General features: G+C 53.7%; 18 protein-coding genes. 13 read left to right on the top strand and 5 right to left on the bottom strand.

All coding sequences use genetic code 11. The annotated features are described in order from the left end of the window. The first annotated feature begins 209 nt into the window (after positions 1-209). The 3 genes from ACR0JR_RS17525 to ACR0JR_RS17515 are packed head-to-tail and all read left to right on the top strand — an operon-like array spanning position 210 to position 7496. Positions 210-1901 carry a ShlB/FhaC/HecB family hemolysin secretion/activation protein gene (locus tag ACR0JR_RS17525; RefSeq protein WP_480457208.1) on the top strand — a complete coding sequence of 564 codons (1692 nt, stop codon included), beginning with the start codon at positions 210-212 and terminating at the stop codon, positions 1899-1901. Continuing rightward, positions 1846-5541 carry a two-partner secretion domain-containing protein gene (locus ACR0JR_RS17520; protein WP_480457207.1) on the top strand — a complete coding sequence of 1232 codons (3696 nt, stop codon included), beginning with the start codon at positions 1846-1848 and terminating at the stop codon, positions 5539-5541. Before ACR0JR_RS17525 ends, ACR0JR_RS17520 begins: the two co-directional genes overlap by 56 nt. A 20-nt stretch (positions 5542-5561) precedes the next feature. After that, the gene (locus tag ACR0JR_RS17515) at positions 5562-7496 is read left to right on the top strand and encodes a caspase family protein (protein ID WP_480457206.1); all 1935 of its coding nucleotides are present in this window, start codon (positions 5562-5564) and stop codon (positions 7494-7496) included. A 21-nt stretch (positions 7497-7517) separates the two neighbouring features. Here ACR0JR_RS17515 and ACR0JR_RS17510 read toward each other — a convergent pair whose 3' ends face one another. Continuing rightward, positions 7518-8573 (bottom strand): OmpA family protein, encoded by a 1056-nt coding sequence (locus tag ACR0JR_RS17510; protein ID WP_480457205.1) that lies wholly within the window; start codon positions 8571-8573, stop codon positions 7518-7520. Positions 8574-8723: 150 nt separating this feature from the next. Here ACR0JR_RS17510 and ACR0JR_RS17505 point away from each other — a divergent pair, with 150 nt between their 5' ends. Further along, positions 8724-10211, top strand: a complete 1488-nt coding sequence (locus ACR0JR_RS17505; protein WP_480457204.1) for a caspase family protein — start codon at positions 8724-8726, stop codon at positions 10209-10211. Positions 10212-10225: 14 nt separating this feature from the next. Here ACR0JR_RS17505 and ACR0JR_RS17500 read toward each other — a convergent pair whose 3' ends face one another. From ACR0JR_RS17500 to ACR0JR_RS17485, 4 genes are all read right to left on the bottom strand, one after another. Further along, positions 10226-10645, bottom strand: coding sequence for a hypothetical protein (locus tag ACR0JR_RS17500; RefSeq protein ID WP_170775559.1), 420 nt, complete (start codon positions 10643-10645; stop codon positions 10226-10228). After that, the gene (locus ACR0JR_RS17495) at positions 10642-11343 is read right to left on the bottom strand and encodes a hypothetical protein (protein WP_480457203.1); all 702 of its coding nucleotides are present in this window, start codon (positions 11341-11343) and stop codon (positions 10642-10644) included. The genes ACR0JR_RS17500 and ACR0JR_RS17495 overlap by 4 nt, the downstream gene beginning before the upstream one ends. Continuing rightward, positions 11313-12839 (bottom strand): caspase family protein, encoded by a 1527-nt coding sequence (locus ACR0JR_RS17490; RefSeq protein ID WP_170781960.1) that lies wholly within the window; start codon positions 12837-12839, stop codon positions 11313-11315. The genes ACR0JR_RS17495 and ACR0JR_RS17490 overlap by 31 nt, the downstream gene beginning before the upstream one ends. Positions 12840-13211: 372 nt before the next feature. Continuing rightward, positions 13212-14777: a sulfatase-like hydrolase/transferase gene (locus tag ACR0JR_RS17485; protein ID WP_480457202.1), complete on the bottom strand. Its 1566-nt coding sequence runs from the start codon at positions 14775-14777 to the stop codon at positions 13212-13214. 216 nt (positions 14778-14993) lie between these two features. Here ACR0JR_RS17485 and ACR0JR_RS17480 point away from each other — a divergent pair, with 216 nt between their 5' ends. The 9 genes from ACR0JR_RS17480 to ACR0JR_RS17440 all read left to right on the top strand — a co-directional run bounded on the left by ACR0JR_RS17480 (position 14994) and on the right by ACR0JR_RS17440 (position 23364). Further along, positions 14994-15767: a DeoR/GlpR family DNA-binding transcription regulator gene (locus ACR0JR_RS17480; protein ID WP_480457201.1), complete on the top strand. Its 774-nt coding sequence runs from the start codon at positions 14994-14996 to the stop codon at positions 15765-15767. 18 nt (positions 15768-15785) lie between these two features. Next, complete coding sequence (locus tag ACR0JR_RS17475) at positions 15786-16574, top strand: inositol monophosphatase family protein (RefSeq protein WP_480457200.1); 789 nt, start codon at positions 15786-15788, stop codon at positions 16572-16574. After that, complete coding sequence (locus tag ACR0JR_RS17470) at positions 16575-16706, top strand: hypothetical protein (RefSeq protein WP_480457199.1); 132 nt, start codon at positions 16575-16577, stop codon at positions 16704-16706. Further along, positions 16703-17464 (top strand): N-formylglutamate amidohydrolase, encoded by a 762-nt coding sequence (locus ACR0JR_RS17465; protein WP_480457198.1) that lies wholly within the window; start codon positions 16703-16705, stop codon positions 17462-17464. Before ACR0JR_RS17470 ends, ACR0JR_RS17465 begins: the two co-directional genes overlap by 4 nt. Next, a complete protein-coding gene (locus tag ACR0JR_RS17460) occupies positions 17449-18810 on the top strand; it encodes a glutamine synthetase family protein (RefSeq protein ID WP_480457197.1) in 1362 nt (453 codons plus the stop codon). Before ACR0JR_RS17465 ends, ACR0JR_RS17460 begins: the two co-directional genes overlap by 16 nt. Before the next feature lie 89 nt (positions 18811-18899). Beyond that, on the top strand, positions 18900-20282 hold the full coding sequence (locus ACR0JR_RS17455; RefSeq protein ID WP_480457196.1) for an aldehyde dehydrogenase family protein: 1383 nt from the start codon (positions 18900-18902) through the stop codon (positions 20280-20282). 64 nt (positions 20283-20346) lie between these two features. After that, a complete protein-coding gene (locus ACR0JR_RS17450; protein ID WP_480457195.1) occupies positions 20347-21492 on the top strand; it encodes an iron-containing alcohol dehydrogenase in 1146 nt (381 codons plus the stop codon). Positions 21493-21502: 10 nt separating this feature from the next. Next, the gene (locus ACR0JR_RS17445; RefSeq protein ID WP_170703658.1) at positions 21503-22342 is read left to right on the top strand and encodes an EamA family transporter; all 840 of its coding nucleotides are present in this window, start codon (positions 21503-21505) and stop codon (positions 22340-22342) included. Positions 22343-22518: 176 nt separating this feature from the next. Further along, entirely contained in the window at positions 22519-23364 is an 846-nt protein-coding gene (locus ACR0JR_RS17440) for a DeoR/GlpR family DNA-binding transcription regulator (protein ID WP_480457194.1), read from the top strand. Positions 23365-23393 lie beyond the last annotated feature (29 nt).

Here is a 23393-nt window from a genome sequence, read left to right as displayed (position 1 = left end):
TTGCGCGTTATGTGAAGTTAGACACGGACTTCAAAGCCACTAAACGTGATACCCAGAACAGTAATTCCAACGAGTTTTCGTAAATGGTAAATACAATCTTGCTTTGGCGTATACGCTGGGTTTTTCTGAGTACTGTTTCTCGCCTTCACCAAAGGTCACCGATGTCGAAGCTACTGCCTAGGAAGTTTCAGCGCCTCCAAAATATCAGTGTGATATTTTCACTTGCCGCCGGCAGCTTGAACATTCTTGCGGATAGCGTCTGGGCGCAAAGCGCGTCCAACATTGCGCCTTCGACGTTTCAGCCACAAAATCAGCAAAGCACTGGGCCAGTGACTGTGGCGCGGGATCCGGGTGCTCCGATCCCGGAGGGTGCGGACCGGTTATTCGTGACGGTTGGGCGGGTCGATATCGAAGGTGCTCTGCCACAGATGGAGAGTGCAAATACCGCCTTTGTTGAGCGGTTGTCGGGCAAGCGCGTCGCGGCGTCCGAAATCTTTGCGGCGACCAACCGTCTGGAAAGCGCGTACGCCAATGCCGGGTTTGTCCTAAGTCGTGTGGTTTTGCCGCAGCAGACTCTGCGCGACGGTGGAACCCTTCGCATTGTTGTGGTTGATGGGTTTGTCGAGCGTATCGATGCCCGGAAGGTTCCCGAACAAGTTCGCGACCGGGTGGTGGCGATCACTGAACCACTGATCGGCAAACGCGGTATCAGGCTGCAAGAGATTGAACGGGCACTATTGCTAGCGGGTGATACATTTGGAGTTCGGCTGGCATCGACCCTATCAGCCGGGGACGCCAGTGGCGGAACGATTCTAACACTGGACGGAGAATTCAAAGAAATTACCGGCTCATTTGGGTTCGACAACACGTTATCGGATGAGCTTGGTCCCGTGAACCTGAGCCTGGGGCTTGAGATGAACGGTTTTCTCGATCTTGGAGAGACCTTCTACTTCAATGTGGGCGGGTCACCTACGCGGTTTTTCTCGAGTGACCCTGAATACCGAATAGTCGCGGCAGGTACCGTATTCCCGATTGGCTATGATGGTCTGACGTTTAATGCAGAAGTAACATCCAGTAAGGCGCGCCCCGAAACAGACCTTGTTCCGAATGAAAGCGAATTCGAGAGGTTGTCTCTGAGGCTGTATTATCCTTGGATTCGATCGAGGCAGCTAAATCTGACATCGCAGCTGATCTTTGACCGTATCAGCGATTCTCAAGATTTGCTGATCGGATCAGATTCAGTCCCGGTATACGACGACGATACAAGCGTCTTGCGCGCAACATTAGATGTTACGCGAAACTATGATAATGGGGCATTCTTGCGCGGCAGTGCTATCCTGTCTCGTGGGTTAGATGCATTTGGAGCCAGCACATCGGTCGGGCCTGATGAAGCACCTTTGTCTCGGCAGGGTGCCAGTGCCGAATTCACCAAACTCGTTTTGGCCGGTCAATATCAGCGCCCGATAAATGCCAATTGGTCGTTGAATCTAAGCGGCCGCATTCAATCTAGTTTTGGTGATCCGCTGGTTACATCAGAGCAGTTCAGCGTCGCCAGCACGAGCGAGCTGTCAACGTTTGACGCGGGCTCGCTACGTGGTGATGATGGTTGGGTCGTGCGGTCCGAAGTAGGTCGATCTCAACAGATTGAACTCGCCGGAGTTCCGCTGCTGTTGAAGCCCTATATCTTTGGTGCTTATGGGGAACTGGGATTAGAACAGCCAACGATATTTGAGCAAAGCACCACCACGGCCTATTCCTATGGGATCGGCGCTGATTTGTTTATCATTGAAAACTCGACCTATAAGTCGGGTTCGTTACGAGTTGAGTATGGGAGAGGTGAACGCGATGACCTGGGAGCTGATGGAAACCGCTTCAGTATCGTTGCGAGCCGGAGATTCTGAGCGCACCGACAATATACTTCGGACTGCGATAGTTTCAGCCACGGCACTGCTTTGGGGCACGACTGCTATGGCGCAGTCCTTGCCGACAGGTGGTTCCGTGGCCGCAGGCAGTGCGACAATTTCGCAGCCCAGCAGCACACGACTGGACATAACTCAAAGTTCAGACACCGCTATTGTCAACTGGGACGGATTTTCGGTCGGTTCAGGTTCGACGGTTAATATTCATCAGCCCAGACAGCAGAGCGCCATCCTGAACCGGGTGACGGGTGATACCACTAGCCAAATCCACGGGCAGCTGAATGCGAACGGGCAGGTGTTTCTCGTCAACCCCAATGGCATTTTCATCGGGCCGAACGGTCATGTAAATACAGGCGGATTTGTAGCCTCGACCCTCGCTATCTCGGATGATGATTTCCTGAACGGGAGATATCGTTTCGAAGGTAACGGAAATTCAGCTTCGGTTGAGAATGCCGGAACGATCTCCATCGTTCCCGGTGGCTATGCGGCGCTGATCGGCGGCAAGGTATCTAACTCGGGCTTGATCAGGGTGCCATTGGGCAAGGTCGGTTTGGGTGCTGGTGAACAGGTAACCCTTGACGTCTCGGGCGATGGGTTTTTGCAGGTAGCGGTTCCATCGGATAGCGATGATGCCACGATGGAGGCCTTGGTCACCAATTCGGGGCGGATCGAGGCCGAGGGTGGTCTGGTTCATCTGAAAGCAGCCAGCGCGCGCGATGCCGCGCGGCAGGTGATTAACATGTCTGGAGTGATTGAGGCGAAATCCGTCGGAGGCGTTTCCGGCGCAGTTGTTTTAGGTGGTAGCGGTGGAGCGGTTCGTATCAGCGGAACAATCGACACTTCGGCTCGCGAGACGATTGTTGAAACCTCGTTGCGCCCAAGGGTTCGTGCGCAAGATGGTGGAACAATCACGATCACGGGCGAAGCGATTGCATTAGCCGGTGCCACGCTGAGCGCTGATGGGGCTGGTGGTGGTGATGGCGGCACAATCTTAGTGGGCGGAGACTATCAGGGTGGCGGCACGCTGCAGACAGCACAGACAACCAGTGTGGACGCAAGCTCTACCCTAACCGCCGATGGTGGTGATGAGGGCAATGGCGGACGCATCATCGTTTGGTCTGACTATTCTACGATCTTCTCAGGCTTCAACTCAGCCCGCGGGGGCGAACAGGCGGGTGATGGCGGATTTGTCGAGGTTTCTGGTAAAATCGAGCTCAGCTACCGAGGACTGACCGATACGCGCGCGCCCAGCGGTTCTCATGGGACGTTGCTGCTTGACCCGTCTAATATTTTTATCAATTCGAGCGGCGCTCTCGGGACAGTCGACCCGGCGACGATCGTTGCCAACCTCGACCTTGGTGATGTTATCATCACCACTGCCGGAACCGGAGAGCTTATCCCCGGCAGCGGCCCGCCAGTGGATTTGGGTGGACCTGACGGCCAAGCGGGGGACATCACTGTTGAAGAGGCTGTTGTCTGGGCTAGCTCTTCCAACCTTACCCTACGTGCGGACAACGATATTGATATCAACGCCGCTATTACAGCGCCTGATGGCGGATTAACGATCGATGCGGTTGGTGACGTTGTAACCGGCTCTGGCGGTGCAATCGATGTTGCGTCGTTCACTCTGGAAAGCGGCTCATGGGATCAGAACGGCGGCGCGATTCCGTCCTTTTCGGCAGGCGATTTCTCGATCACGGACGGGGCCACATTCCTGAGGGCGCTGGGTGGTAGCGGAACTGCCGCCAGCCCCTATCAGTTGACGGATGTATATGGCCTGCAAGGAATAGACAGCACGGGGCTGGATGCTGACAGCTTTGAATTGGTGAACAACATCGATGCGTCTGTCACATCCGGCTGGTCCGGAGGATTTGACCCAATCGATACTTTCTCGGGGTCATTGGATGGAAATCGGTTTGCGATTGATGGGTTAAATATTGATCGGGGCGGTAGCACTGCCATGTTCGGAATTATCGAAACATCGGGATCAGTTTCCAACTTGTCCGTAACCGATGCAGATATAGATGGCGAAAACGCGGCTGTTTTGGCTGTGTTCAACGACGGTTTGATAAGCGGGGTCTCAGTCGATGGATCGGTTACTGCTGAAGGCGCAGGTGGCGGATCTGTGGCGGCAGGTTTGGTTGTTACGAACACCGGTACAGTCGAAGACAGTTTTAGTACAGCTAGAGTCGAATCCATCTTTCCTATCGACGCGTCCAGTACATTCTTATCCGCGGCAGGACTAGTCGGTGACAATGTCGGGATTATCGAAAGGTCTAACAGTTCCGGCCCCGTCATTTTGTCCAGTCAAACGGGTGGTGGAGACGCTATTGGCGCGGGTTTGGTGACGTTTAACAGGGGTATTATCCGAGATTCATACTCCACATCAGACATTACGGCCGTCAATATTGATGATACCGTAACCATCGGTGGCCTTGTGGTCGACAACGAAACAGACCCTGATTTTGGAACTGTCGGTACGATCGAACGCACATTTGCGACTGGCGACATAACCTCTGGCGGGTTGGCGTCGACAACCTTCGGCGGTCTGGTCGTCTTTAACGATCCCTCAGCCTCGGTCACGGCTTCATTCTGGGATAGCCAATCTACGGGGGTTAGCACCAGTGACGGTGGCACTGCACTGAGCACATCGCAGCTGCAGGACACCGAGAGCTTTTACAGACGCGCCTCTTCTCAGGGATGGGATTTCACCACCGTGTGGGCACCGGGAACCGGCAGCACAAACCCTGCAAATTACACAACTTCGCCCGTGCTCTTCGCCATTCCTGACGATGTTGCCGTCCCGGCCGGCGAGACATCTAGCGCCTCCACGACGGGTACGGTCTATGGTGGGCCATCGCTTTATCGGTTTGGTCCGGCATCCGATACGCTGAATACTTCCAGCGTTTTCAGTCCGTTGAATTTCGCCAGCACTTCGCCTGGGGCGACGACTTTTACATTGGGCAGAAGTTCAGTGACCAGCAGCGGCGGGCAGGTCTTTACGATTGCCGCTTTGCCGGGGGCGGCCGTCATTACAAACGGCACGATTATTACAGTTCCTCCGACGCCTACAATTGAGGTTACGCCGACCGTCGACACTACAATCACCGGCGGAGGTGGCGGAGGCACAGCCGTGACAACTGTCGCTGAGGCAGAAGCCGCGTTGGGGACAGTCGAAAATGTGTCGCAGGAATTTGACGAAGAGATTGCATCCTGTGCCAGTAGTGGTGAAAGCGTTAGCGAATATCTTGCCTGTCTGGCCCAAGCGATGGATGAGTATGCTGCCGATCTAGATGGGATCGTTAAGGGCCTACCGCCGGGACTGGATTCGGTTGGGGATATCATCCGCGGTGCCAGTGCCGGTATCCGCGAAACTGGCGAAGAAGCCAGCCGCCGTCTGTCGCTTGCCACGACTGCCGAGGAACGCAACGCGATTCGACGCGAAGCTGTCCAGCAGGCACGGCGTCAAATTCGTCAGGCTCAGAGGGAGATCCGAAAAGCTATCACGTTGATAAGAGCAAGCGATCCCGAACTTGCCATCATCCAGAACCAGCAGGTAGAAACGATAGTGGCGGCTGTTGGTCAGGCGGAAATCGGACTGACGCGCGCCATCGGTCTCTAAGACGTCGGAGAACTTAGCCAGTGTACCTGAAACGTTGCCTCGCGGCGCTTCTACTGTTGATGTTCGGTGCTTCAATGGCCCTGGCTGACAAACGTGTTGCGCTAGTCATCGGCAACTCGGACTACTTGTGGGTGAGCCCGCTGGACAACCCGATCAACGATGCGTCCGATCTGGCCATCGCGCTTGAAGGGCTCGGGTTTGAGGTGTTTCTGGGCACCGATCTGACGCATGATGAAATGCTGTCACTCGCAGAGTCTTACGGTGCAACTGCGGCGGACTCCGATGTGTCGCTGCTTTTTTATGCAGGCCATGGGTTTCAAGTGGGCGGGCGCAATTATCTGGTCCCAGTTGATGCTCAGATCACGGAACCGGATGACATTCCGGAACAGACGATTCAGATGGACGAATTCGTTAACCGAATGGAACGGTCAGACGGCATTCGACTGGTTTTTCTTGATGCCTGTCGCGACAATCCTTTTGAAGGCACCGGAATTGAGGTTGGCGGTGACGGGCTGGCACGTGTTGGCAGTGCCGCGGATTTCATGTTTGCTTACGCGACCCAACCCGACAACGTGGCCTATGACGGCACCGGTCGAAACAGTTTTTTCACCGAAGCGTTGCTGAGCCATATCTACACGCCCGGACAGGACATCTCGGATTTGATGATTTCGGTCCGTAAGGATGTTCTGGCTTCAACGGGGGGACGTCAAATTCCTTGGGACAACTCGTCTTTGACGCGGCAGTTCCGTTTTGACAACAGCCCCGTTACTGCCTCTGAAGAGACGTTGCTGTGGCAGGTTGCGGCTAATGCGCAGGATGCCTCGCTCATGCAGCTTTACATAGATCGCTACCCGCAAGGCGCACATGTGAACGAAGTTGTGGCATTTCTGGACCGGGCAGGGCAGGCGCAAACGCTGACCCGCGCGGTGACCGTCGAAGAGGAAGACGAGCAAGCCGAGCGTCTTTGGAAACTTGCACAGCGCAGCCGCATGCGCCCGCTGCTCGAATTCTATCTGGAGCAATACCCCAACGGTGCTCATGCCGGTCAGGCGCAGCGCTTAATTTCATCAATTCCGCGCCCCGAAGACAGTACCCCGGGCGGTATATGTGAACGTCTTGCGACCCATCCCCGAGACCGAACGGCCAGCATCCCTGGGGTGCCATTCAGCCGCCTTCAGGAAAACGCATTGACGGCTATACAGGCCTGCAGTGCTGCCACTGCGCAGACGCCTGATCTGTCGCACTACGTAGCCTTGTTGGCGCGGGCAACCATTGCTGCAGGGGATGTGGATCGCGCCGTTACGCTTTACAAGCAGGCGGCTGAGGCAGGTGACTTGCGGGCGATGGTTTCGCTGGCTCAGCTGCATGAAAGCGGAACAGGTGTGCCACAGGATCAGGACATGGCGCTGTCTCTCTACGAACGCGCGGCAGAAGGCGGCAGTTTTGACGCCATGATCAATTTGGCCGTGACACTATTCGAAGGGAATATCGTGCCTAAGGACGAGGCGCGCGCGATCGCGCTATTGCAGCAAGCCGCCGAAGGTGGATCAGCCAAAGCAACCTTCAACCTTGGTGTGCTGGCGCAGGATGGGGTTTACGGAGAGCCAACAGAGGCACTGAACTACTTTGAGAAAGCCGCGCGCGATGGTGAATATCAGGGGTATCTGGCGGCGGCGATCTTGTTGGATGAGGGGCGTGGCGTTGCACAAGACCCCGTCGAAGCAGCCCGCATGTTGCTGCGGGGTGCGGCAGAAGATAACGGCACGATTGTGAACCAGTTGTCACTGGCTTCGGATCAGTGGACACGGGACACTTTGATGGAAGTGCAAAAACTGCTGCAAAAAGCCGGCTACTACTCCAGTACCATCGACGGTGTGCCAGGACCGAATTTCATTTCAGCCCTGCGACAATGGCGCAGCGGCGGGTTCAATCCGATTATTCTGGCTGGGGATTGAGCCCTTGTTCTTCAATTGTGGTTAATTCACCGGCACAAATTCGATCCGACGATTGCGCCTTTTGCCTTCGGCCGTATCGTTTGAAGTCACAGGACGGCTTTCACCATAGCCGACGGTTACAAGACGTTCGGGTGCGATACCCTGATTGACCAGATAGGTGTTGACGGCCTGCGCGCGACGTTCGCTGAGCACCCGATTGGCTGAATCCGAGCCGTCACTGTCTGTATGGCCTCCGATCTCGATCGTCAGCTCAGGGCAGCGATCAACGATATTGTGCAGGTTGGTCAGCAGCGGGATGGACGCATCTGACAATCGGGCGCTGCCCGAATTGAAGTAGATGTTGCCTGTACGCGAAAGAATCTCCATGCGGCCTTCACAGGCTTCGCGGTCAAGATTGCCTTTGGTTTCAAGCGCTGCGGCCCCGGGGGTCGTCGATGCCGCGACAAGTTGCGGAGGGGTGCCCGCTTGCGCCCGGTCGAACACGAAGCCAAAGCTGACGAAACCGAAGGGCAGGATGTCAACGCCTGCGGCCTCTTGCAGTTTGCCCCGCCCTTCTTCGAGGTTGAAATCGGGCAGCGCGATTGCAATCGGTGTAGTATTTGCCACAGCGACACGGTCATTGTCGACCAATGTGATCGCAACCTGCGCGACACCATCCTTTGTTACGCCGTGCAGCGACAAGGTATAGGGCAGGTCAATGATTTTGTGACGTGCCTGATGCAGGTCAACCAACTTTTCAGGTGGAAGCTGCGCTGTGATGACAGCCTCAGGGTAATTGAAGGTCTCAAAAAACAGAAATCGCATGCGCACATTGCGCAGATCAATGTTGGTGTCGACGCTGTCCATCAGAACTCTGATCTCTGCGGCACCATCCGGGTTGATCACACCTGTGAGTGTTGCAAATCCACTGTTTTCAGCCACTGAGTTTTTCTTAACGGACAAAAACTGCAATTCGGAGGTTTCGGCATCAAGCGTCCAGCCGTGCTCAAATGGATCAGCGCTCTGTGCCGATGCGGCATTCGAAAGTACCAAGAGCGCGAAGGCAATAAGAACTCGCATCAAGGTTGAGCGTAGCATGTGTGAACCTCTTCCTATGCTTGATACTCAAATCGGAATATGTCAGTCCGTGGCCATAATAAAGCCAAAAGACACATATAACCAATTTCTAGCTGGCTTGATGTCTCGGCGTCACGGATATGCTAGGATGATGGTGGCAAAGGATCTGGCGTGTTTCGCATTTATTACGTTCTGATTGCGATGATATCGATATCATGGGCCGCTCAGGCAGGGGCTGAGTCGCGTATTGCGCTTGTGATTGGGAATTCTGCCTATGGTTCAGTCTCGCCGTTGGACAATCCGGTCAATGACGCAAAGCTGATTTCGGAAAAGCTAACTGACCTTGGCTTTGATGTCCGAAATCTGACGGACAGTAATCAGATTGAGATGAAAAGGGCGATTTCCCAGTTTGGCCGCGACCTGCGTCAAAGTGGTGAAGATGCGGTCGGGCTCTTTTACTATGCCGGACATGGCGTACAGTCATTTGGTTCGAATTACCTGCTGCCGGTCGATATCTCACTCAGTGATCCGGCTGATCTGGATCTGATGGCAGTGGAAGCACGTTCTGTCCTGCATCAGATGGCATCAGCACATAACAAGACCAATATCGTCATTCTTGACGCTTGTCGGAACAATCCATTCGAAAGTCTTTCGAACATGGATGACAATGGCCTGGCCGAGATGAAGGCCCCGACTGGCACTTTTCTTGCCTATGCCACCGATCCCGGTGGGGTTGCACTGGACGGCGAAAAAGGCAACAGCCCGTTCACACTCAGTCTGGCAGAACATATCGAAACACCGGGCATGGCCATCGAACAGTTGTTCAAAAAAGTTCGCGTTGACGTACTGCAAGAAACGCGCGGCCTGCAAACCCCTTGGGATACATCGTCTTTGACACAGGACTTTGCATTCTCACCGCAGGTCCAAACGCAAATCGCCAATAATCAAAGTGAAGATGACCTGTGGCAGGAAGCGATTACCACACGCGACCCTGTTCAGATCATGCTCTTCATGCGGGCGTATCCCAATAGTTCGCGTGCCGAGGAGGCTAGCAGTTTATTGCAGACGGTTATGGCGGAGTCCTTTGGGACATCCCCGCTGCTCGGAGCGAATGCGCCAGAGCAGCAGGAGGAAGTTGCCGAGGCTAATGAAACAGAACGCCTGATGTATGAGCTCGCTCTGGCCGACGATACCGTTCATGCCTACGAAGTGTATTTGCAGAGCTTTCCCGAAGGCGCGTTTTCGAGCAAAGCGGAGGACCGTCTGGCGGCCCTGAGGTATGGACAGGAATCCGTGACACGTAAGACCGCGCCCGATTCCGACGTGTCAGAGCCCCAAGGCGGGGTTGATGCGTCAGCAGATGTGCTGGTTACACTGGACTCACTGCTTGATTTTGGAAACGCGTATGTACGCGGGCAAACCATCAATCAACTGGTGGTGGGCACGCCACAATTTCCGCCAATCGAGGGGTTGCCGGACGAGTTGTGGAAAGATCAGAACTGCTCCAATTGCCATCAATGGACACCCGAAGCCCTTTGCGATCAGGCACAGACCTACGTGAATCGCCCCGAGGCCGGGAATGTTACCAAACAACACCCCTATGGCGGTGGCCTAAAGGTCAATCTCCGCCGCTGGGCTCTTGGTGGGTGCCAGGGTTAATGCGCTGAGGCGGATCAACCCGACAGTTTGGCAAGATCGGCGCTCAGGGCGCGGGCTTCAGCGATGCTCTTTTGTAATGCTGCCAGTTTTGCATCCGGGGTTGCACCGGTAGGCGTGTCATTCAGCACACGGTCGATGCGGGCAGCCGTTGCGGCGTCGCCCCCTCCGATTGCATCGCGCTGTTGAAGAATATTCAACTTCAACTGTGCCAATTCGGATTCAGAATTCCGGATTTGCGCGGCGAGGGCTTCGTTGCGCGCCTCTGCGGTGGCCACATCCCCCTCGGCAGCAGCGATGCGATCATCATAGGCTCCGGTTGTGATACCTGAGACTCCGGCAAAGAAACCGCCGTCCGCCGGATCGGTCGTGGTCTGACATCCGGCCAGCAATAGGCAGGGCAGGGCGGCGAAACGAGTTGCTGTGCCTTTCGTCATAGCGAAGATGCCAGATCGTTTGCGATCCCGCGCATTTGCGTGATCTGGTTCGAAAGGGCGGCTAAATCTCCGTCAATCGGTGAGGCGGTCTGACCACGTTTAATCGTCAGGTTCCGGGCCTCATTGAATTCAGCCTGACGTTTGGTCGCTCCGTCGATTGCAAGCTCCATCTGAGCAAGATTGCCATTTGCCTCGGAAAGTTCTTTTGTGACCTCCGCCTGATCGGCTGTGCCCGCTGCTACGCTGGCGCTCAGCGCGTCAAGTTCGGCTCTTTGCGCCGCAAGAACCTGGTTCATAACGTTCAGCGTCGTTTGCATTTCACTGGCATTGCGATCCAGATCTTTTTTGATTTGCCGCAGACGTGCCTCGCGACCAGCATAGTTACGCTGAACGAAGGCGACGTAGGTTCCGGCTAGGGCACCCGCCCCGAGGCCAACTGAAATACCTGTCCCAATATCGTCACTACCGCCAAGGCCAAATCCGATTGCGCCACCGGTTACACCACCTGCGATGGCACCTTGCAGGATTGTTTTCTGCATCGCCGCGGCTTGTTTCGCTAGATCGGCCTCAGCCTGTGTTGCTCCCGTGGAGCCAGTCGCAGGGGCCGAGGTCTGACTGCTATCCCCGCAAGCCGAGAGGGCAAGAGATACCGCAACAAGTGCAGCACCTATTCGGGAGGGATGAGATCGGTCAGCCATTGGTAACTTCCTTTTCTACTATCTTCTGCCTGCGAAACGTGCCGCAAAAAAAGAGCTGCGTCGTTTGTCATTCGCGCATCGGCGATGTTCAGATCCCGCGGTGCTGATGCTTTGCTTATTATTGACGCATCAATGCCAGGAGGGAAGAAGATGACAGCGCGATTTAGAACTTCTTCGTAGTAGCTTCGGCTTTGGTCCAGACGGCGCAAGATGATTCCGCGCGATCGATAGATATCATAAATGTCGTTGCGCGCCTGTTGCAAAATGGGCAAGGCGTTTGCGTCGGTACGGGCAATATCCTCGATTTGCCGCAATGCATCTTCGGCGATACCAAGCGTGCGTTCCAGGCTGCGCAAGGCCACAATATCGGTGCGTAGTCTTTGCAGCGTGGTGGTGGCCAGAAAAATCGACACTTGCGCCGCGTCTTGAAGCAGGCGGTCAGCCGAGGCAGTTTCGCGTTCTGGCAATTGGCTACGATAATTGTCCAATGCTGGACCCAGGTCGCGCGTCTGGGGGTCATTCAAATACCCCAGAGCTACCAATGCCGAGGCAATTTTGTTGGGATCGGCTTCGGTTAGCGAGGCGTTGATCGGCGCCAGTGAAGCTGCAGGTTCCGGTAGGGGAGCGGCTATCCTTTCGCGCGCAAATGAAGCAAACAATCCCTCCGGGTGGGCCTCTAGGTATCCCTCGAAATCCTGTGCATTCGAACTGGAAGCGATGCGCCGCCAATGTTCCAGATCAATGGTGTATTCGTCTTTGGGGGCACTGCCAGCCAGAACCGGCGCAAAGCTATACTCATCCAGAACGGATTCTTCGACCCAGGGAATTTGGCGTCCATCTGTCTCAAGAACGACCTGTTGGCGCACGCGACCCAACATCAGCCGCACGTCCAGATTGGGTGTCGCAATGTGATCGAGAAGACCTGAAGTGAAAACGCTGTTTTCTTCCAATCCATCATAGGCCACATTGCCGGGGTCAGTGGCATAAGCGATCAGCAAACCGGCTCCGCCACGAATTCTGACCAGCCCATTTTCGACCATCCCACTTTCAGTGAACGGGTTGTTGCGACAAGCGTCCAAGAGCAAGATCCCGATATCTGGTCCGGCCCTGGACATCACATCGCGCACCAAATCTAGGGTCATCGAGCTTTGCCTGAGCGCCGATAGATCGTTGCCTGCAAAGTCTGTGCCAATCAGATGATTTTCTCCTCCGATCTGGACACCGTGTCCGGCGTAGAAGAAGACCGCCATCTCAGCACCCTTCGCCGCGACGCCGAATTGCTCTACTGCCCTTTGCATGGCTTCTGCGTTCTGATCCGTGGCTTGGGTGACGGCAAATCCAAGCTCCTCCAGTGCAGCGCTCAAGGCTGCGACGTCATTTGCCGGATTGCGCAATGACATTTCTGGGGCTTCATAGTTTGAATTGCCGATTAATAATGCCACACGCTCTTGGGCATATACCTGCGTCGCAAAAAACAAGACGTTCAAGAACGTCATTATGAAAAAAATGCTAGTTGACTTGGCCGGATGGAGCGGGCTCATGCAGTTAGGTTAGCGCAATAGATTGAAAATTTACAATTGGAGTTTGTATGGTTTGGTTCGCCCGCAAGCTATTCTGATAGATTGGCTCCATTGAAACTTTTTTGACCACAAAAATCGCTGAGATCAAAGACAGTTCCGTCAAAGGGCAGAGTGAGCAGAAACCTTGGGGAAAGCTCTGCATTCATGTTGTTCCAGAATGATTTTTGTTGCGCCAGGTCTGAGCAAGATCAGCATTAAGGCTGCAATTCCTGTAAACGATGACTGATCTAATACAAGAATTCACGCCAGATTACTGACTCTACTACCATTTGAGCTCCACGCGTCAAATTAATATGCTTTCCCGCTTTTTCCCACTTGTGATGCCAGCTGCGAGGGATGGAGGGGGCCGTCCGAAGTGATCATCCAATTGGACAAGGTTTTGTCCATGTGACGCATGCGATGCCGTAACATCTCTTGCGTCATTCGGGTAAGGACCTGCGAAAACTCAGGTCGTTCTGCGACGTTTTCCATTTCGCCTTTGCCTTTGTGGTCAAAAAGCAGGGGTGGTAGGTCGGCTCCGAATTGGACAAGCGTGAACCGATCGTCGCGCAGAATTCCAAGACAGCTGTCCGAGATGTCCGTGCCAAGCGTCTTCTGCCAAAGGGTTGGCGCGATTGGGTCCGCAAAATCGAGCTCAGAGAAAGAATATTTGCGCCATTTCTCGGGTTGGTTCCCCTCAAGGAGCGGCATCAAAGTCATACCATTCATTGCGTCATGAGCTGGTTGCCCAACCCAATCGAGGATCGTTGGGACAATATCGATGCTCTCCGTTGGCTTCGAGATCTGTGCGCCTTCGACACCGCCCGGCATCCTGACAATCAGGGGTGTATGGTATGCCGCGTCATAGACCGACATCTTACCCCAACTATGATGGTCACCCAGCATCTCGCCATGATCGGCTGTGACTACCAACAATGTGTTGTCGTATTGGCCGCTGTCTTTCAGAAACTGCACGACACGACCGATGTGGTGATCAACTTCGGTTGCGAGGCCCAGATAGATAGACCGAAGGGTCGCGACGACCTCGTCAGTTGGCTCGAGTTCGGGGAAGCCTTCAACAAATCCTTCAACAGCACTGTTAGCTCTGGCAGGTGCGAAGAACGGATGGAGCGCGTCTTCTGCTTGTGCTGAAGCATGGCGCGTTGGATTCGGCAGTTTGGCCGGATCATACATTTGGTTGTAAGGGGTTGGCGCGACCAGCGGCGGGTGTGGTCGTAGATAAGTAAGATGGGCGAACCATCCTTTGTCCTGATCTGCATAAGCCGGCATGGTTTCCAGAAACCGGTCAGTCAGAAATGCCGTGTCACTGTCTTCTGCAGCATAGAGCGCAGGATCATTCAGTTTCGGGGCGTCCCCGGTTGGCGAGACGGGTTTAAAAACATCAAAATAGTCGTCGAAAACATATCCTTTGTTCTTAAGGTGTGATCGCCAGGGAAAAGACATCTCCATGCGCATTTCCAGCATTTCCTGAAAACCTGGCAGGTGAAACTCGTAAGAACGCAGTGCCGGATCATTGGCGTCAAATACGCGCGGGTCCTGCGAGGTGTCGGTATATCCAAAAAGCATAGGAAGATAGCCTGCCTTGCGCATCTCTGATGCGATCGAAGGCGTGTCGTGGCGAAGAGGCGTGCCGTTTCGAACTGAGCGGTGGTTCATCGCATATTGCCCCGTCAGCAGCGATGCTCGCGAAGGCCCGCATGGATTTGTAACCGAGAAATGACGTGTGAAGGTGACGCTGTCTTTCATCAGCGCCCGCAAATGGGGTAGATCAACGTGGTTCGCCAGCGCACCAAACACACAATCAGCCCGCATCTGGTCGGTGATAATAAAAAGGACGTTTCTTTTGTCGTGCATCGTTTGACGCTCCAGATGAATTGACCGACGGCTTAGTTGATGTCAGGAATCTAGATGTTGTGATTCTAACTTGCTTGTGCCGAGCAAAGAATGCGCTGCACGCCCCGTCAAAATCCACATTAAACATCATAAATCAACATATGGACGCAAGAATTGTTGCGTTTGTAAAAAATTGTGGGATAACGTGGAAGATGCGAGGGATATTGTGGAAAGCGGATGTCGCAGACACATCGAGAAATTGAGCTTCTTGAAGCGCTAAGGCGCCTGGGTGGCTCTGCGCGGAACACAGATCTGGCGAAAGCGCTCGACGTTTCCGAGGAAACAGTACGGAGAACAATCAAGTCCCTTTCCAAAACCGCAATGGTGGCCCGCGTGCGTGGTGGTGCTTATTTGGTGGGCACACAGAACGACCCCAGCTTTTTTCGGCGCATTACTCAGCGCCCGACAGAAAAGCGGCTGATTGCCAATGTCGTTAGCACGCGAGTCTCTGACGGCATGACCCTTTTTCTTGATGTTGGATCGACCACTGCATTTGTCGCGGAAGAACTGCGACGGCATCAAAACCTGACAATTGCGACCAATTCGATTGGAGTGGCCCAGACACTGGTCAACGTGAATGGTAACCGGGTGCATATTCTTGGCGGAGAAATGCAGGCCAATGAGCGTGGTGCCTTTGGTCACGTAACCCACAGACAGGCCCAGCGACTGGTATATGACATGGCGATTCTCAGTGCGGATGCCGTTTCACCACGCCGAGGCTTTTTGTATCACAGCAATGCAGAGGCAGAGCTTGCGCAGATCGTGGCGGAATGTGCCGACCAGATTCTGATTGCATTCGACCACGGCAAACTCAGCGAATCTGCGCCCTTTGTAGGACCCGCCCCGCGCCAGATTAGTCATATTGTGACCGATAAAGTGCCTAGTAAGGCACTCGCGCAATCACTGGATGCCTGGGGTATCAAAGCAGTAATTGCAGATGGATCGTATTGAATGTTGAGCCCTTCAGAAATGGTTAGATCGACTACGGACGGGAAAACACATGCAGAGCATGCGACGCAAATTGCAGCTTTGGCCGCTGACGCAGCTCGGGGTTATTTTCGTGGCCGTCTGGGCGTTGAATTCAAAACCGATGAAAGCCCTGTGACTCAGGCAGATAAAGGCGTCGAAACCATCGTGCGTGCCTATCTGGCTGAGCACTTTCCAGAAGATGGAATATTTGGTGAGGAACAGGGTGCCGAGGGGTTGAATCGTGATCATGTCTGGATCATCGATCCGATTGACGGCACCCGTTCGTTTCTGTCAGGCCATCCTTTGTTTGGCTTCTTGTTGGGTTTGCTAGTTAAGGGTGAACCTTTGCTTGGCGTGATTGGAATGCCCGCACTGAATGAATGTCTGCTGGGTATCAAGGGGCAAGGGGCCATGCTAAATGGCCAGTCGGTTTCAGTCAGTGAAACAGAGAGTTTGCGCCACGCAGTATTCTTCGTGAATGAAGGAGATAAGATTTACCGTGATCACCCTGATTTGTTCGGAGATTTGATGCATTCCGGGCAAACCCGAAGGTTCGCCTACGATTGCTATCCCCATGCCCTGGTTGCGATGGGGCACGTTGATGCGGTTATTGACTATGACCTGCAACCTTACGATTTTCTTCCGGTTGCGGCTGTCATCGAAGCTGCCGGTGGTGTGATTACTGATTGGAATGGTAATCCGCTTTATCTGAATTCGGATGGTCGTGTGATATCAGCAGCGACGCCTGCATTGCATGCCGAGCTATTGGCCATGACTCAGGGACGCTAGATGGTAAATGGCAGATTTCTATTTGAATTTGTGCGCGCGGCGATGCTGATGGTTTTTGTCGTTCATGTGGTGCGTCGTGGCACAAAGTTCAGCCTTGGTGCAAATCTGCACAGGGAGGTGGCAGGTGCATGATCGACCCAGTTGAGATATTGAATCCGAATGGCAAGGGTCGTGTCGTGCTGTTGTGCGAGCATGCAAGTTCCACAATACCCGAAGCCTATGACGAATTGGGCCTTGCCGAAAAAGACAGGTTGAGCCACGCGGTTTGGGATCCTGGTGCACGTGAAGTTACATTGGCCTTGAGTGTCGCCTTGGATGCGCCCGCCATACTATTGCGGGTTTCGCGGTTGGTTTACGACTGTAACCGTCCACCGGATGCGCCAAGTGCGATACCGGAAAGGTCCGAGCTGATTGAGGTTCCGGGAAATCAGAATCTGAACCAGTCACAGCGCGATGCAAGAATACAGTCTGTCTATGGACCATTCTGTGCGGCCGTGTCAGGCGTTTTGGAAGCCCGCAACAACGATCCGGTGGTTGTAACGATACACAGTTTTACGCCGACATATTACGGCGCAAAGCGTGCGGTCGAAATCGGGCTGTTGCATGATGAAGACAGTCGCCTGGCCGACGCGATGCTGGCGCGGAAAACTTTGCTTTCGCATCGTCGGATAGAACGGAATGAACCTTACGGACCCGGCGATGGGGTTACACATTCGCTCAGATTGCATGCCCAGTCCCGTGGATTGGCGAATGTCATGATCGAAGTGCGCAATGATCTGATGCGCTCTCCGGAGGATGTGGCGGAGATCACGGAAGAGCTATTGACGCTTCTTCAACCTGCCATAAAGGAAATCGCTCATTTGGAGGAGTTGTCATGGGCGGAACGATGACTTTTGAGGACCTTCAAGCGAAGGTGCAAGACGGCGCAATCGATACTGTTTTGGTCTGTTTTGCAGATATGCAGGGACGTTTGATGGGGAAACGTTTCCACGCGGCGCATTTTGTTGTGGGTGCTTATGAGGAAACGCACTGTTGCAATTACCTGCTGGCAACTGATCTGGAGATGGGAACGCCGGATGGCTACGCTTCGACTTCCTGGGAGCGGGGCTATGGCGACTATGTTATGAAACCTGATCTGACCACGCTACGGCCGGTACCGTGGCTGGAAGGTACGGCACTCGTGCTGTGTGACATTCTTGATCACCACACCCATGAGGAGGTCCCTCATTCCCCGCGTGCGATGCTTAAATCACAGGTAAAACGCCTGAATGCGCTTGGATATGATGCGAAGATGGCGACCGAGCTCGAGTTTTTCCTCTTCGAAAAGAACTTTGATGAAATCCGCAAAAGCGGGTTTCGGGATCTGGCGCCGATATCGGGTTACAACGAAGATTATCACATATTCCAAACCACCAAAGAAGAACATGTGATGCGCCCGATCCGCAATCATCTGTGGAATGCTGGGATTCCGGTGGAAAATTCGAAAGGTGAAGCAGAGACCGGTCAGGAAGAGCTGAATATCAAGTATGCCTCAGCATTGGACACGGCGGCTTATCACACAATCGCAAAACACGCCGTCAAAGAAATCGCGTGGCAGCAAGGCCATGCAGCGACATTTCTGCCAAAATGGCACCATGACAAGGTAGGCAGTTCGTCTCACGTTCATCAATCGCTTTGGAAAGAAGGTTCAAATGCATTCTATGATCCAAGCGACAGCTTGGGCATGTCTGAGGTAATGAAGGCCTATACCGCCGGTTTGTTGAAGTATGCACCCGACTACACCTACTTCATGGCGCCCTACATCAATAGCTACAAACGTTTCATGAAGGGTACTTTTGCACCGACCCGCATCATTTGGTCGGTGGATAATCGTACTGCCGGATACCGACTTTGTGGCGATGGTACAAAAGCTATTCGTATTGAGTGCCGGATCCCCGGCTCTGATATGAATCCCTATCTTGCCATGGCAGGCATGCTTGCCGCAGGTATTGCAGGTATTGAACAGGGCCTAGAGCTTCAAGCTCCAACCAAAGGTGACGTATATCAGGGAGAATCCGGGATGATTCCGGGTAATCTTCGCGAAGCGCGTGACGCGTTACACGCATCTACGATGCTTCGCGCGGCTTTAGGCGACGAAGCCATCGACCACTATGTGCGCGCTGCTGAGGTGGAGATCGAAGAATTTGAACGTGTTGTGACTGACTACGAGATCGCGCGCGGATTTGAGCGGGCATAGCTCCGTATTGCCCTCGGAACATCGCTCGTTGGGTTTATGGGACTTTCTTTGAATAGACGGGGTGGAATCCCTGTATCTGGAGAACTGGCATGGATCAGGTTTTGAAATGTATCTCACCGATTGACGGGTCGGTATTTGCAGAACGTGTGGCTCTGTCACGGGATGAGGCCTTTGCTGCGGCAGAGCGAGCCCGAGGCGCACAGGCAGTTTGGGCTTCGCGCCCGCTACAAGAGCGGATCGATTTGGTTATGGCAGGGGTTGCCGCTGTCGGGGCAATGAATGATGAAATCGTTCCTGAAATCGCAAAAATGATGGGCCGCCCGGTGCGCTATGGTGGCGAGTTTGGTGGCTTCAATGAACGCGCCAGCCACATGGCATCTATTGCCTCGGAAAGCCTTGCTGATATCGAAGTGGGCGAGGATGCGACCTTCAAACGCTATATCAAGCGTGTTCCTCACGGTGTGGTTTTTGTTGTAGCTCCTTGGAATTATCCGTTCATGACTGCGATCAACACGGTGGCTCCGGCACTGATTGCGGGCAATGCGGTTTTGCTGAAACACGCAACTCAGACACTGATTGTCGGGGAACGTATGGCGCAAGCATTTCATTCTGCGGGCGTGCCGGAAGACGTATTCCGGAATGTTTTCCTAACCCATGAAGTGACCAATGATCTGATCGCAGGCAATGTGTTTGATTTTGTAAACTTCACAGGTTCTGTCGGTGGTGGTATTGCCATGGAGAGAGCTGCCGCAGGAACCTTTACTGGGGTCGGGACCGAGCTAGGAGGAAAAGATCCGGGCTATGTGATGGAGGATGCCGATCTGGACGCTGCGGTTGATACCCTGATCGATGGCGCGATGTTCAACTCGGGCCAATGCTGTTGCGGCATCGAACGTATCTATGTACATGAAAGTCTCTATGATCAATTTGTTGAGAAGGCCGTCGAGATTGTAAAGGGATACAAGCTTGGCAATCCCTTAGATGCTGAGACGACGATCGGGCCAATGGCTAATTTGCGATTTGCTGCAGAAGTCCGGGCGCAGATATCAGAGGCTCTGGCAGATGGAGCTGTCGCGCATATCGATCTGTTTGCCGAAGATGATGGTGGCGCGTATCTGACGCCGCAGATTTTGACAAACGTCAATCATGATATGCGCGTCATGCGTGACGAGAGTTTTGGCCCAGTTGTTGGCATCATGAAAGTGTCTTCAGACGATGAAGCCGTTGCTTTGATGAATGACAGCGAATTTGGGCTGACAGCAAGTCTTTGGACGCAGGACGTCGACCGGGCTGCCCATATAGGTGATCGGATCGAGACAGGCACGGTATTCTTGAACCGGGCAGATTATCTTGATCCCGGGCTTTGCTGGACGGGTTGTAAAAACACCGGACGTGGCGGCGGATTGTCGGTCATTGGTTATCACAACTTAACCCGACCAAAGAGCTATCACCTGAAAAAGGTGACCAAATAATCTCTGTGGCAACGCAGACATACATGTTGGGTGCATGCACCCTTTGACTTGAATAGGTGAGAGAATGAGCATCACGGGAAACTGGTCTTACCCGACCGCGATCAAATTTGGCGTTGGGCGCATTTCTGAGTTGGCGGGTGCCTGCAAGGATCTCGGAATAAAACGCCCGTTATTGGTGACGGATAAAGGTCTGGCCAATCTGCCGATCACGGTACGCGCGCTCGATATCCTGGAAGCGGAAGGTCTTGGTCGCGGTTTGTTTTCTGATGTGGATCCGAACCCATCAGAGTTGAATCTGGCGGCGGGTGTAGAAGCCTACAAAGAGGGTGGCCATGATGGGGTCATTGCATTTGGCGGTGGGTCCGGTCTCGATCTCGGTAAGATGGTGGCATTCCACGCCAATCAAACGCGTCCGATCTGGGATTTTGAAGATGTGGGCGATTGGTGGACACGTGCGGATGCCGATGTAATTGCGCCCATCATTGCGGTACCAACCACTGCGGGTACGGGTTCTGAAGTTGGCCGTGCGAGCATCATCACGAATTCACAAACCCACGTAAAAAAAATCATCTTCCACCCGAAAGTTTTACCCTCGGTTGTGATTTGTGATCCGGAATTGACCGTTGGCATGCCCAAGTTCATTACGGCTGGCACCGGTCTTGACGCCTTTGCTCATTGTGTTGAAGCGTACTCCTCGCCACATTACCATCCGATGAGTCAGGGTATTGCACTGGAAGGCATGCGCCTTGTCATCAACAATTTGCCGCGGGCCTATGCAGACGGTACGGACCTTGAGGCACGGGCCCATATGATGAGTGCTGCAGCCATGGGGGCCACGGCCTTTCAGAAGGGACTAGGTGCTATTCACGCCTTGAGTCACCCGATCGGCGCGATCTTTAACACTCACCACGGCACCACAAATGCTGTGTGCATGCCAGAGGTTCTCAAGTTCAATGCGGACGTCATTCGTGATCGCTTTAATCTGGCGGCCGGTTATCTGGGTATTGATGGGGGATTTGAGGGCTTTCAGAGCTTTGTGCAGGACTTCAATGACGGTTTTGATATTCCACGAAAGTTGTCCGAGATGGGCGTAACTGCAGACAAGATGGATGCGCTTGTGGAAGGGGCGATCTCTGACCCGTCTTGTGGTGGCAATCCAGTGGAACTGACGCGCGAAAATTTGCGCCACCTGTTTAATGCGCTGATTTGATACACGTCATTTGAGTACGGGTATCATCATAATTATCCTTGCGGCGGCAGTTTTGCATGCCGCTTGGAATACGATCGTTAAGGCAGCCGGTGACCGAACAGTGACGTTGGGGCTGGTCGCGCTTGGGCATGTTTTCCCGGGCCTGATCTTGGTGACCTATCTGCCTTTTCCAGCCATTGAAAGCTGGCCGTATTTGTTGGGATCAACGGTGATCCACTTCGGGTATTTTTATATGCTCGGTCAGGCATATAAACATGGCGATCTCAGCGTGGTTTACCCGATTGCGCGCGGCATCGTGCCTGCATTGGTTTCGCTTTGGGCAATGATTTTTGTGGGTGAGGTGCTACCCGCACAAGCGTGGTTGGGCATAGCGCTGATCGCGGGGGCTATTCAGCTATCCAGTTGGGCGGCGTTACGACAGGGCGTTGGCCGAGCGGCATTGGGATTCGCCCTTGGAACCGGTGTGTGTATTTCAGCCTATTCGCTTGTCGATGGTGTCGGAGTGCGCCTGTCCGAAAATACGCTTGGGTATTGGGCTTGGCACTCTCTGTTGCATGTTTTCATAGCGGCTTATGTTGGTATCAGGCGTGGCAGGGCGATGTTGAAGTTACCTGCTAAGACATGGGTTATCGGGCTCACGGGTGGGATCGTTTCGATGACAGCCTACGGTCTTGTCCTCTATGCAAAAAACTTCGCGCCTCTTGGTGCCGTTTCGGCTCTGCGGGAAACGTCCGTGATATTTGCAGCTCTGATTGGGTATTTGCTGCTTGGTGAAGGTCACCCGGTCCGTCGAATCATGGCTGCAATCATTATGGCAGTCGGCGTGGCATTGATCGCTTTGGCGTCCTGAGCTGTCAGGAAGTAATACAACAATCATTTTGTGCCGCAATGCCTCGCCCGTTGGGCAGTTGATGGCGTGACCGTTTATGTTTGAATCAGATATATATTTTTGTGAAAAACCAAAATTGTCACAAAACTATTACTTTTTTTGTGGATTTATAAATGGAATTATGGCGAAGTTAAAAAATGAACGATGATAGTGGAAACATACCACATCGAGGGCGGGAGCTTCTCGACGTGTTGGCACGGTTGGGCGGCTCTGCACGCAACACCCAAATCGCCCAGGTCATGGATGTGTCCGAAGAAACCGTTCGCCGTCTTGTCAAAGCGCTCGCACGCGAAAACATGGTCGAACGTGTTCACGGAGGGACGTATCTGTCGCGGGCGCAGGATACGCCAATGTTCTCTGGGGCGCTTGAACATAATGCGAAAGAGAAGACCCTTATTGCAAATCGGGTCAGCCAGATCATCGAAGACGGAATGGTGATATTCGTCTCGGTAGGCTCGACCATGACGCATGTTGCAGAACAGCTCCGCGATCATAAGGACCTTTTGGTAGTGAGCAATTCGCTGTCGGTTATCGCATCTTTGGCAGATCACAACGGTACGCGAGCCATTCTAGCCGGAGGCGAAGTCATCCGTTCAGAACGCGGAAGCTTTGGGCGTGCCGCCGAGCAACTGGCGTGTCAGTATAGCTATGACGCTATTATCTGTGGTGCCGATGCCTTGTCGCTGAAAGGCGGAGTGCTGACCTCGAATCTGCTGGAGGCCGAGCTGACACGCGCGCTTTTGCACAACACCGCCCGTACGATTGTCGCAACGGACAACACAAAATTTGGAGCGCGAGCGGCCAATATCGCTTGTCGGTTTGATCAAGTGACTGATCTGGTCACAGATATTACCCCACCCGCCAACTTTGGTTCGGCTTTGCATGAGGCTGGGGTCAGGGTCCACGTCGCTTCTGAAAGGGGTGGAACCAGCAATGGCGCAAGTGCAGCTGATGCCAATGCCGCCATAGATGAAGAAAACTAAGAAACAGAGCTATCTTTAGGGAGGTTATC

The sequence above is a fragment of the Ruegeria sp. AA3 genome (assembly GCF_056542905.1).
Note: the sequence above shows the minus strand (reverse complement) of the source record. Positions and strands in the feature narration are given on the sequence as shown.